This window comes from Virgibacillus necropolis, from assembly GCF_044793635.1.
GTDB classification, from domain to species: Bacteria; Bacillota; Bacilli; order Bacillales; family Amphibacillaceae; genus Virgibacillus_F; species Virgibacillus_F necropolis_A.
The window spans coordinates 2,128,684-2,141,006 of the sequence record NZ_CP084992.1 but is presented as its reverse complement, the minus strand read 5'-3'; the positions used below and the strand labels follow the sequence as shown (position 1 = coordinate 2,141,006).

At 36.2% G+C, this 12,323-nt stretch carries 12 protein-coding genes; 11 read left to right on the top strand and 1 reads right to left on the bottom strand.

Going from position 1 to position 12,323, the window contains the following annotated elements:
- The first annotated feature begins 16 nt into the window (after nt 1-16).
- The 7 genes from mnmG to LG329_RS10225 all read left to right on the top strand — a co-directional run bounded on the left by mnmG (nt 17) and on the right by LG329_RS10225 (nt 7,682).
- Entirely contained in the window at nt 17-1,903 is a 1,887-nt protein-coding gene (gene mnmG, locus LG329_RS10255) for a tRNA uridine-5-carboxymethylaminomethyl(34) synthesis enzyme MnmG (RefSeq protein WP_404450738.1), read from the top strand.
- A 19-nt stretch (nt 1,904-1,922) separates the two neighbouring features.
- A complete protein-coding gene (gene rsmG, locus LG329_RS10250; protein WP_404450737.1) occupies nt 1,923-2,639 on the top strand; it encodes a 16S rRNA (guanine(527)-N(7))-methyltransferase RsmG in 717 nt (238 codons plus the stop codon).
- A gap of 332 nt (nt 2,640-2,971) precedes the next feature.
- Nucleotides 2,972-3,835: a nucleoid occlusion protein gene (gene noc, locus LG329_RS10245; protein WP_404450736.1), complete on the top strand. Its 864-nt coding sequence runs from the start codon at nt 2,972-2,974 to the stop codon at nt 3,833-3,835.
- Between the two features lie 264 nt (nt 3,836-4,099).
- Nucleotides 4,100-4,873 carry a ParA family protein gene (locus tag LG329_RS10240; RefSeq protein ID WP_404450734.1) on the top strand — a complete coding sequence of 258 codons (774 nt, stop codon included), beginning with the start codon at nt 4,100-4,102 and terminating at the stop codon, nt 4,871-4,873.
- The gene (locus tag LG329_RS10235; RefSeq protein WP_404450733.1) at nt 4,854-5,687 is read left to right on the top strand and encodes a ParB/RepB/Spo0J family partition protein; all 834 of its coding nucleotides are present in this window, start codon (nt 4,854-4,856) and stop codon (nt 5,685-5,687) included. Before LG329_RS10240 ends, LG329_RS10235 begins: the two co-directional genes overlap by 20 nt.
- A gap of 99 nt (nt 5,688-5,786) precedes the next feature.
- The gene (locus LG329_RS10230; RefSeq protein ID WP_404450732.1) at nt 5,787-6,947 is read left to right on the top strand and encodes an aminotransferase class V-fold PLP-dependent enzyme; all 1,161 of its coding nucleotides are present in this window, start codon (nt 5,787-5,789) and stop codon (nt 6,945-6,947) included.
- Nucleotides 6,948-6,977: 30 nt separating this feature from the next.
- Nucleotides 6,978-7,682: a DUF554 domain-containing protein gene (locus LG329_RS10225; protein ID WP_404450731.1), complete on the top strand. Its 705-nt coding sequence runs from the start codon at nt 6,978-6,980 to the stop codon at nt 7,680-7,682.
- Between the two features lie 71 nt (nt 7,683-7,753).
- Here the strand turns inward: LG329_RS10225 and yyaC are convergent, their stop codons facing one another.
- Complete coding sequence (yyaC, locus tag LG329_RS10220) at nt 7,754-8,401, bottom strand: spore protease YyaC (RefSeq protein WP_404450730.1); 648 nt, start codon at nt 8,399-8,401, stop codon at nt 7,754-7,756.
- Nucleotides 8,402-8,490: 89 nt separating this feature from the next.
- Here yyaC and LG329_RS10215 point away from each other — a divergent pair, with 89 nt between their 5' ends.
- The 4 genes from LG329_RS10215 (at nt 8,491) to ychF (ending at nt 12,309) form a co-directional block, all read left to right on the top strand.
- Complete coding sequence (locus tag LG329_RS10215; protein ID WP_404450729.1) at nt 8,491-9,516, top strand: hypothetical protein; 1,026 nt, start codon at nt 8,491-8,493, stop codon at nt 9,514-9,516.
- 101 nt (nt 9,517-9,617) lie between these two features.
- The gene (locus LG329_RS10210; protein ID WP_404450728.1) at nt 9,618-10,541 is read left to right on the top strand and encodes a mechanosensitive ion channel family protein; all 924 of its coding nucleotides are present in this window, start codon (nt 9,618-9,620) and stop codon (nt 10,539-10,541) included.
- 19 nt (nt 10,542-10,560) lie between these two features.
- On the top strand, nt 10,561-10,758 hold the full coding sequence (locus tag LG329_RS10205) for a DUF951 domain-containing protein (RefSeq protein WP_404450727.1): 198 nt from the start codon (nt 10,561-10,563) through the stop codon (nt 10,756-10,758).
- A 450-nt stretch (nt 10,759-11,208) separates the two neighbouring features.
- Entirely contained in the window at nt 11,209-12,309 is a 1,101-nt protein-coding gene (gene ychF / locus LG329_RS10200; protein ID WP_404450726.1) for a redox-regulated ATPase YchF, read from the top strand.
- Nucleotides 12,310-12,323 lie beyond the last annotated feature (14 nt).

Sequence of the window (12,323 nt, the reverse complement as noted above, 5' to 3'; positions counted from 1 at the left end):
GAAGGGATGAAAAATTATGGCATATGATGCAGGCCGTTATGATGTTATCGTAATTGGAGCAGGTCATGCAGGAGTGGAAGCGGGGATTGCTGCAGCTAGGATGGGTGCAAAAACCTTAATGTTGACACTTAATTTAGATATGGTTGCCTTTATGCCGTGTAATCCATCACTAGGTGGACCGGCAAAAGGGATCGTTGTGCGCGAAATTGACGCACTTGGTGGTGTGATGGCAAAGGTTATTGATAAAACACACATCCAAATGCGTATGTTAAACACAGGAAAAGGTCCAGCAGTACAAGCGCTTCGAGCACAAGCTGACAAACCTTTATATATACGGGAAATGAAAAATATCATTGAAAACGAAGAGAACTTAACCTTAAGACAAGGTATGGTTGAAAAACTTATTATTGAAGATGGTGTTTGTAAAGGTGTAGTAACCGAGACAAAGGCAGCGTATCACGCAGAAACAGTTATTATTACTACTGGTACATTTATGCGCGGAAAAGTTCTAATGGGAGATTTGGAATATGAGAGTGGACCGAACAACCAACGTGTATCTGTAAAGCTTTCTGAACACCTGGAAGAGCTTGGATTTGAATTGACACGTTTTAAAACAGGTACACCACCACGAGTAAATAGCCATACAATTGATTATTCAAAAACAGAAATTCAGCCTGGTGATGAGAAACCACAAGCCTTTTCGTATGAAACAACAGAATATATTACAGATCAGATTCCTTGTTGGTTAACGTATACGAATGAATATACGCACCAAATTATTAACGATAATTTAAACTTATCTGCTATGTATTCAGGTATGAAGCGGGGAACTGGCCCACGTTATTGCCCATCAATTGAAGATAAAATTGTACGCTTTAACGATAAACCACGTCACCAAGTATTTTTAGAGCCTGAAGGACGGCAAACAGAAGAAGTTTATGTGCAAGGTTTATCAACATCACTTCCAGAATATATCCAACATGAGATCGTTAAAACTGTTCCTGGTTTAGAAAATGCTGAAATCATGCGTGCTGGTTATGCGATAGAATATGACGCAGTAGTTCCAACACAGCTATGGCCAACATTGGAAACGAAAAATATTCCTGGACTTTATACAGCAGGTCAAATTAATGGTACATCTGGGTATGAAGAGGCCGGTGCACAGGGAATCATGGCAGGGATAAATGCAGCAGCAAAAGTATTGGGACTTGATCCGTTGATTTTAGACAGATCCCAAGCTTATATTGGTGTGTTAATTGATGATCTAGTTACTAAAGGAACAAATGAGCCCTATCGATTGTTGACTTCTAGAGCGGAATACCGTTTGTTGTTACGACATGACAATGCCGATCTCCGTTTGACAGAAGTGGGGCATAACCTTGGATTAATTACAGAAGAACGATACAATAATTTCCTTGAGAAAAAAGCTTTAGTCGAAGAAGAAAAAAAACGTTTAGCTAAAATTACTATTAAACCAGAAGAAGAAATTCAGGCACTTCTAGAAACAGTTAATGCAACACCACTCAAAGAGCCATTAAAGGCTTTAGATTTATTGAAACGCCCTGAAGTTTCATATCAGTTAATTGAACAAATGGTTCCTTTTGAAAAAGAACTACCATATGAAGTAAAAGAACAAGTAGAAATCCAAATTCAGTATGAGGGCTATATTAAAAAAGCTATTGATCAAGTGGACAGAATGCTGAAAATGGAAGATAAAAAGATCCCCGAAGATATTGACTATGATGATATTAATGGTATCGCAACGGAAGCACGTGAAAAAATGAAAAAAATCCGTCCGCTTTCGGTAGGACAGGCATCAAGAATTTCCGGGGTAAATCCATCAGATGTATCCATTCTACTCGTGTATATTGAACAAGGAAAAATCGCGCGAATTGCTAATTAACTAGTTAGGAGAACTAATTATGAACCCAGACTTATTTGTACACGAACTTGAACAAAAAGGGATTAAATTAAATGATAGACAAATTGAACAGTTTGATATTTATTTTCGCACACTTGTTGAGTGGAATGAAAAAATGAACCTGACTGCTTTAACAGAACAAAAAGATGTTTATTTAAAACACTTTTATGATTCGATAACAGCGGCATTTCATTATGATTTTACAAAAGAAGTGCATATTTGTGATGTGGGAGCTGGTGCTGGGTTTCCAAGCATCCCACTTAAAATATGCTTTCCACATATAAATGTAACTATTGTAGACTCCTTACAAAAAAGAATCGTATTTTTAAATCAATTAGCTACAAATTTAGACATAGATCAAGTAGCTTTCTATCATGATCGAGCTGAAAACTTCGGGAAAAATAGTAAGTTCAGGGAGAAATATGACATTGTTACAGCACGTGCAGTGGCTCGAATGAGTGTTTTATGTGAACTATGTTTACCATTAACAAAGAAAAACGGTAAGTTTATTGCCATGAAGGCTGCCCAAACTTCTGAAGAATTAAAGGATGCGGAAGTTGCTATTGAAGTACTAGGCGGAAAATTGAATGCTGTCCATAACTTCACTTTACCTGAAGAAGATAGTGAACGTTCAATTATTATAATTGATAAAAAAAGAAAGACTCCAAATAAATATCCAAGAAAAGCAGGGGTACCAAATAAAACACCTATATTATAGGTGTTCAGCAAATATATTTTTTCTAATTGGTACCTTTTCATTTTAAATATGGTAAAATAGGAGCAGAGATTTAAAATACGCAGCGGTTTTTACTGCAGCGTTTTTCTTGTTTTTTCCATCTTATACCATAATAAATGAGCGCTTTCGCTCATATTATTGTGTAAGATAAGTAGATTCAATGAATGACTTTTACATAAAAGAGTGACTTTCGCAGTACTTCGATTCGTTGCAAAATCTAGAATACTAGTAAATTGTTTCACGTGGAACAATTAACATATATATTGATACAAGGTTTTCACAACAAGTTTTATGAATAAAGGTGGTGTCTGATAATGGTACGTCCTTTCAACCGGATTTTCGGGTTAGGAGATAAAGATAAATCAGATTCTGAATCAGAAGAAGAGACCTATCATCCTAATGAAGTGATTCAACTTGATGTAACTAAAATTAAGCCGAATAGATTTCAACCAAGATCTATATTCAGTGAAGAAAAAATCTCTGAATTAGCGCAGACAATTAAAACACATGGAATGATCCAACCAATTGTAGTTCGTAAGCTTGAAGAGGATGATTATGAATTAATTGCTGGTGAACGTAGGTGGCGTGCAGTACAAACGTTGGGCTGGGAAAATGCTCCTGTGATTGTTCAAGAAATGACTGACACAGAGACGGCTTCTGTAGCGTTAATTGAAAATCTTCAACGGGAAGAATTAACAGTTATTGAAGAAGCACGTGCATATGCAAGACTTTTAGAACTACATTCGATTACACAGGAAGCCCTTGCACAAAGATTAGGTAAAAACCAGTCAACGATTGCAAATAAACTAAGATTATTAAAGTTGGATGACGCTGTTCAGCAAGCTTTATTGAATAAGGCTATTACTGAACGTCATGCTAGAGCTTTGATAAAATTAAAAGACCCGGAAAAGCAATCAAAGCTTTTACATGAAATCATTGAACATGATCTCAATGTAAAACAGACAGAAGAACGAATAGAAAAGATGGAAAACAAAAAAGACGAACCGAAAAAGAAGAAGCCTAAATTAAAAGGCGTTAATAAAGATATGCGAATTGCAGTGAATACCATTAGACAATCATTAACGATGGTAACGGACACTGGAGTCGACGTTGAAACAGATGAAAAAGATTTAGAGGATTATTATCAATTTACGATTAAAATCCCAAAGAATAAATAATAAATTATTCATTCATATACCTTCATATCTACCCATCTTCTGTTTTATAGATGGGTTTTTTTCAACAGGTAATGGAGATTTTTACAATACATGTTAATTTTGATGTTAATAAATGAATTTTTTACGGGAAAACATGTCCGAATTTGAAAAACCGTTTTGCTCATTTATCATAAATTACGTTTTTCTTACAATCTAAAACATTTTCCGCTATTTTCATTAAAAAATGATAGAATTATAACTATAGAATGTTAGGTAGGTGACAGCATGGGTAAAATAATCGCCATGGCAAACCAAAAGGGTGGCGTAGGAAAGACCACATCAGCAGTAAATTTGAGCGCTTGTCTTGCGCACTTAGATAAAAAAGTATTACTCGTAGACATAGATCCACAAGGAAACGCAACAAGTGGAGTGGGAGTTAATAAAGCAGATGTTAACCAATGTATCTATAATTTGTTGGTTGAAGATGTACCTGCTAAGGAAATTATTACACAATCGAGTCTTCCAAATCTTGACATTATTCCTGCCACAATTCAGCTAGCTGGAGCAGAGATAGAACTTGTACCAACTATATCAAGGGAAATCCGTTTGAAAAAGTCATTAGAAGAGGTAAAAGAAGACTACGATTATATTATCATTGATTGTCCTCCTTCATTGGGATTATTGACAATCAATTCTTTAACTTCTTCTGATACTGTTTTAATACCTGTTCAATGTGAATATTACGCGTTGGAAGGGCTAAGTCAGCTTTTAAATACCATTAGATTGGTACAAAAACATTTAAATAAAGATTTAATGATTGAAGGCGTATTACTTACAATGCTTGATGCACGTACAAATCTTGGTATACAGGTAATTGAAGAAGTAAAAAAATATTTCCAGGACAAAGTATATAATTCAGTTATTCCAAGAAATGTACGGTTAGGTGAGGCCCCAAGTCATGGCCAACCGATTATCACGTATGATCCGAAATCACGGGGTGCAGAAGTTTATCTTGAATTAGCGAAGGAAGTGATGGCTAGTGGTGAAAGGGTTAGGTAAAGGTATTAACGCACTTTTTCCAGAAGTTGATGAAAAGGTAGAAACTGTCCAAGATATAGCAATTAAGGATTGTAGACCAAATCCTTATCAACCTAGAAAAACATTTCATGCGGATGCCATTGAAGAATTAAAGGATTCCATTCTGGAGTATGGTATTATACAGCCGTTAATTGCACGAAAGAGTATAAAAGGGTATGAAATAGTTGTTGGTGAACGTCGTTTTCGGGCAGCAAAAGAAGCTGGGTTAGAGAATATTCCTGTAGTCGTAAAAGACCTGACAGATGAAAAAATGATGGAGATTGCCCTTTTAGAAAACCTTCAACGTGAAGATTTAACACCCATTGAAGAAGCGCAGGCTTATGCAAATTTAATAAGAGAATTAAAGATAACGCAGGATGAATTATCTAAGAGACTTGGTAAAAGTAGATCACATATTGCAAATCTAGTGCGATTGCTTTCACTTCCAGACCAAATCATAGCATATATTAATAATGGTGAACTTTCCATGGGACATGGTCGTGCATTATTAGGAATAAAAGATAAAAGTCATCTAATTCCCTTTGTAAAAAGGATTCTTAAAGAAAAGCTAAATGTCCGTCAGGTTGAACAAATGATTATTGAAATGAATAAGAAACCTGTTAAGAAAAAGCCAAAGCCAAAGCTGGATATCTTTCTTCAGGAAAGAGAGTCTGTCTTAAGAGATCGGTTAGGGACTTCTGTTAGCATCCAGCGTGGCAAACGAAAAGGGAAGATTGAAATTGAATTTTTCTCAAATGATGACCTAGATCGTATTATTGAAGCGCTAGATTCATAAATAGCATGTTAGAGACTGATTTTAATTGGCATTTAAGCTGATGTCAGTCTTTTTTTGCACCTACGAAAGTGTATTTTATTGAGGGCAGGTGAATGAAGAATGATATATTTTGACCAGGCCGCTTCATCTTTTCCGAAGCCGCCAGTCGTTGCCGAATCTATGGCTCATGCTGTCAACGCTGTTGGAGCTAATCCTGGAAGGGGAGGACATGCACTAGCAAGGCAAGCATCGGGGATCATCAGAGATACACGAATTAAAACCGCTGAACTTTTTGGTTGCAGCAATCCAAAACAAGTTTTGTTTTATCAGAATGCTACAGTAGGTTTAAATCAAGCTATTAAGGGATTGTCATGGCAAAAAAATGACCATGTTATTGCTTCAGCTTATGAACACAATTCTATACGCAGACCACTGGAGTACATAAAGGAACAGTTTGGTGTCAAAATCACCTATGTAGATAACTCGAAGGAAAATGAAGGTGGCTCATTTGTGAAAGCAGTTGAGCAAGCAATTGAGTCAAATACGCGATTAATTGCAATGACTCACGCATCAAATGTTACGGGACGTATTTTTCCAATAAATGATATTATAGCATTAGCAAGGAAGAATAGGATATACACACTTATCGACGCATCTCAAACCGCTGGCCATATGTCGATAGATATGACTAAACAGGAAATTGATATGTTGGTTTTCCCTGGACACAAAGGAATACTAGGTCCACAAGGTATAGGTGTATTGTTGGTGGAAGGAAAGGTTCATTTATCTCCAATTCACCACGGTGGAACAGGATCGTTTTCATCTTCTCCAAATCAACCTAAACAATTGCCGGAATTTCTTGAAAGTGGAACATTAAACACCCCAGGTATAGCAGGACTTTATGCAGCCTTAATTGAATATGAAAAGAGAAGCAAAGAAATTGTTCCACGTGAAACAATTTTAGCTAACCTCCTTTGTAAGGGTTTGGAGGCAATAGATGGAGTTACTTGTTATGGTCCGAGTTCTGACACATTTCGCATGCCTATAGTAGCCTTTAACATTGAAAAAGTACCGTCACAAGAGGTGGGCATGATTCTTGATTCCCATTACAATATAGCAGTTCGTGCGGGGTTACATTGCAGTCCATTAACACATGAAGCGTTACATACGACAGAACAAGGTGTCGTGAGAGCAAGTCTAAGCATCTATAATACAGAAGATGAAGTAACTGAATTCATCTCAGCGATAAAGGAAATTGTAACGTCATATAAAGAATTTTAATACGATATTTGAATTATTGGAGATGGGGCAATGGTTTTATATGGTACGTTGGTCAACGGAGTTTGCATAATCGCTGGTAGCTTGCTTGGATTATTTTTCACAAAAATACCAGAACGCTATAAAGAGACTGTCATGCATGGCATAGGGTTGGCAGTAGTGTTAATTGGATTACAAATGGCATTTACTACAGAAGTAATAGTCGTTGTTTTATTAAGCCTTCTCACAGGTGCTATTATCGGGGAACTCATTCATGTTGAGGAAGGATTAAATCGATTAGGTGCTTGGATTGGCAGTAAGTTTACAACTAAAAATGAAAACTTTAGTGTTTCTCAGGGATTTATTACTGCTTCACTTATTTTTGTTATTGGTGCAATGTCCGTCATTGGGGCTTTAGATAGTGGTATACGTGGAGATCATGAAATTTTAATTACAAAAGGAATTATTGATGGATTTGTGGCACTTGTTTTAACCACAACACTCGGATTTGGTGTAGTATTTTCTGTAATACCAGTTGTACTTTACCAAGGGTCAATTGCACTTTTAGCCACACAAATCACCAAATGGCTGCCTGAAAGCTTTTTAAATGGATTTATTGTAGAGCTAACAGCAGTCGGTGGTTTACTGATAGTGGCTATCGGGTTAAATTTATTAAAGATAACTAAAATCCGTATTGGAAACCTATTACCATCACTAGCAACTGTTATAATAATTTATTATGTTTACCAATTGATATAGATAAGAAAGCTTCAAAAAACTTCTACTAAACTTGCTTAGTAGAAGTTTTTATCTAATTGAATCTACCCAATTCATACGCGCTTCTGCTTTTGTTCTACTAGATTTTCTTGATTTATTGCAGGCATAACGATGGATGGAGTTGTGATGCTGTGTTGCAGTCTATTATCTATCATCATTAATAGATTTGCTAATTGTTTAGCCATATCAATTACAATAGATAACCGTGTATTTTGTAAAATAGAAAACTCCATAAAACCACTAATATTTACAACTCCAGTAAGGTGAATGTCACCGATTTGCGGAAGGGATTTATTCAAAGCAGCACCGGGTTTCAAGGATCCTTTTCCTAGGATGATATTCCCAACAGACGTTGATTTCCCCAAACATGCGTCAACTGCGATAATGTAAGGGTTTCTATGTTGATTATTGATTAACTTTATATAGGTCTCCAGGTTAGTTGCGTGAACAGGGTCATGAATCGTTCCATAAACAGATAAATACTTTGGTTTGTGGTCATGCAGAAAAGTCCCTGTTAATGGACCAAGTGAGTCTCCAGTTGAACGATCTGTTCCTATACAAACAACAATATATTCTTTTGGTACCTCTGGAAGCCATGAAATTATTTTTTCGCTCATGATACTTGCAATCAATGAATCTGAGTACATTAAACGCATATTTTCTTGTTCATTTTCTGTAACAAATTGTTTTTTTAGATTCATAGCTTATCCTCCACAAACATATTGGTTATAGTATACGACTTAAAAAAGATAACTATACATCGATTTTGTTATTAATTGGAGGAAAGCGAATGTGGAGCTCAGGGCTTAAATGGATGTTTTTAATTATTGGAACAACAATAGGGGCAGGGTATGCATCTGGTCGGGAATTATGGCAGTTTTTTGGCCATGAAAGTGGACTTGCTATTGTATTGTTTGCTATTTTATTCTCAATATCATGTATTGTGGTTATGCAAGTAGCCTATCAAAAACAATCAAAAGATTATTTGCCAGTATTGCGAGTTATTGTTGGGAAAAGGCTTACAAAAATATATGATGTGATGATATTTTTGTATTTATTTACGACAACAGTCGTAATGCTCGCTGGTAGTGGTGCAACAGGGCAAGCCTTCTACTTTTCTTATTGGTGGGGTGTAGCATTCATTGCAGTTCTGCTTGTTCTTTTATTTGTAAGAGGGATAAATGGATTGTTAATGATTAATCAATTTATCTTGCCTATATTACTACTTGGGCTTATTTCGATATTATTGTTATTTACATTTGATCAAAAGCTAGCACTCTTTTCCCATTGGCATGAGCAACGAAATTGGACAGCGGCATTTCCATTTACTGCATTAAACATATTACCTTTAATCGCAGTACTTGGGGCAATAGGAAACAAAATTCAATCAAAGAAAGAAATAATGTTTACTGGTATTGGTAGCGGGATTGTATTAGGTGTTATTTCCTATATATATAATAATAGTTTGATACAGATAGCAGAGGAAATACTTGTTTATGAGATACCGTTATTTGCAATTCTAAAACATTACTCTTTCGGGGTGCTGGTGTTTATGTCGATCATGCTGTGGTTTGCGATATTTACTACTGCGGCTTCTGGAATATTAGGACTGACAACGCGTATTCAAAGCTACTGGAAATCGCCTTTATGGGTGATTGCTGTGTTTGCCATCCTTATCATGATTCCATTTACAACGTTTGGCTTTTCTACGTTAATTAGTTATATATATCCAATATACGGAATTTTAAATTTATATGTCCTGATGAGGTTAATACTCTATCCAATATGGAATAATAAACATAAGCATACAGTTTGATATTTTGCCCATCCATATTCTTTTCATTAGCGGGGGAAATGATGTACTATCAATATATAAACTAAATCTGGCTAACTAGTAAGTTTTTGGAGGGCATTATCGTGGACTTTGTAAATAAAAAGATTGATAAATTGTGGAACTATTTATCGGGACCAGAACTTTGGCTAACGATTGGTAAAGGGATATTGGATATAATTTTCATTATCATAATCGCTATGCTTATTATTAAAGTTGGTAAAAAGATAATTGATAAAGCATTTATCAGCAGACAAAGTGGTCCGTTTCGGATTACGGAGCGCAGAGAAACCACATTAAAAAAATTACTGCATAACAGCTTAACTTACACAGTATATTTTACAGCGTTTATTATGATTCTAGATGAAGGTTTCGGTTTGCAAATCGGACCTTTACTTGCTGGGGCTGGAGTTGCAGGACTTGCGATTGGTTTCGGTGCACAAAATCTTGTTCGAGATATAATTTCGGGCTTCTTTATTATTTTTGAAGATCAATTTTCGGTTGGTGACTACATTTTCACATCAAATGTTGAAGGTACTGTTGAAGAGATTGGAATGCGAACCACAAAAATTAAGAGCTGGACAGGAGAACAGCATGTACTACCAAACGGAAATGTAACCCAAGTAACGAATTATTCCGTGCATAATGGATTGGCCGTCGTGGATATTAACATACCATATGAAAGTGATATCGTAGCAGCAGAAAAAGTTATTGTAGAAATGGCAAGGGAATTGCCAGATAAATATGGAGAGATCGTTGGAACACCTGAAATTATTGGAGTTCAAACATTAGAACTATCTCACTTTGTTATTCGAGTAATAGCCGAAACGCTACCAGTTTATCAATGGGCGGGTGCAAGAGTAATTCGTAGAGAAGTAAAAGAGCGCCTTTATAATGAAGGTATTCAAATTCCATCACCACGTCTTGTTATGTACTCACGAAATGAGACTCCAACCGCATTAGATGTTGAAGGAGTAAAAGAAAAAATTCAAGAACGAGATCAAGAATAAGGAAAGAAGGTATCATATTATGGTAGATAAAGATTTTGCTTTAAATGATATTGTTCAGATGAAGAAACCGCATCCGTGTGGAGAAAACCGTTGGAAAATAATTCGCATGGGCATGGACGTTCGGATTAAGTGCCAGGGTTGTGAGCACAGTGTTTTGATCCCGCGTAGAGAATTTAGTAAAAAGATGAAAAAAGTACTTGAAAAAGGCGAAGATTAAACAAGGCAGATAATAAAGTATTAACTTTTGGCGTTAATCTGGCTAGCTCCAGCGCCTACCCCCTCGAGGTCTTAAGTCAATCCCTCTTTGTGGCAAGAAAGCGCCACATAGAGGCTTGTCTTAAGCTTTTCGGGGGTGTTCAAGGCGCTTGCGCTTTTCTTAGCAGTTAAGAATACATCCTTCTTACTGCATAAGTGCAACTAAGGCTTTCGCCATTAAGGCTTGGCGATAAGCCAAGTTTTCTAATAAAATTTATTAATTTCTATTTATAATGTCATTTTGTTCGAGATTAAAAATTCAAAAGTAAATTTCCATGAACGATTCAGCAAAAATCGTAAGCAAAAATAACGTATTTTTGCTTTTTCTTTGCTTGTCAAATTCTATCCTTGTATTATAATTGGGAAGACTAGAACGTTCATATGAATGATATCCTTAAGGAGTGAAAGTTTCATGGCTTTAACAGCAGGAATTGTCGGCCTTCCTAACGTGGGTAAATCAACATTATTTAATGCGATTACTCAAGCAGGGGCAGAATCGGCAAACTATCCGTTTTGTACGATTGATCCAAATGTAGGTATTGTAGAAGTTCCGGACAATCGTTTGAATAAATTAACTGAATTAGTAAAACCGAAAAAAACAATACCAACAGCATTTGAATTTACAGATATTGCAGGTATTGTGAAAGGTGCGAGTAAAGGAGAAGGTTTGGGTAACCAATTTTTATCCCATATTCGCCAAGTAGATGCAATTTGTCACGTTGTTCGTTGTTTCGTTGACGAAAACATAACTCATGTGTCTGGAACCATTGATCCAATTGACGATATTGAGATTATTAATTTAGAACTGATTTTAGCTGATTTGGAAACAGTTACAAAGCGTTTTCAACGTGTTGAAAAATTAGCTCGTCAAAAAGACAAAGCGGCATTAGCAGAGTATGATGTGTTGGTGAAGCTTAAGGACGGGTTAGAGAATGATAAATCAGCACGTGCGCTAGATTTCACCGAAGATCAATGGAAAGTGGTTAAACAGCTTCATTTATTAACTAGTAAACCAATTCTTTATGTGGCAAATGTTTCAGAAGATGAAATTGCCGATCCAGAAGGCAATGAGTATGTTCAGAGAGTGAAAGATTTTGCAGCGAATGAAAATGCAGAAGTAATTGTAGTCTGTGCAAAGATTGAATCAGAAATCGCAGAGCTTGATCAGGATGAGAAAGAAATGTTTTTAGAAGAGCTTGGAATTGATGAATCAGGATTAGACCAATTAATTAAAGCATCTTATCAGCTGCTGGGCCTAGCGACATATTTTACAGCAGGGGAGCAAGAAGTTCGTGCGTGGACATTCCAAAAAGGAATTAAAGCTCCACAAGCGGCAGGTATTATTCATACTGACTTTGAGCGCGGGTTCATTCGCGCTGAAACGGTCTCCTATGATGATCTCGTTGATGCAGGTGCTATGGCACAAGCTAAGGAAAAAGGAAATGTTCGATTAGAAGGTAAAGAATATATTGTAAAAGATGGCGATGTCATCCACTTCCGTTTTAACGTATAAAAAGGATCCCTCGA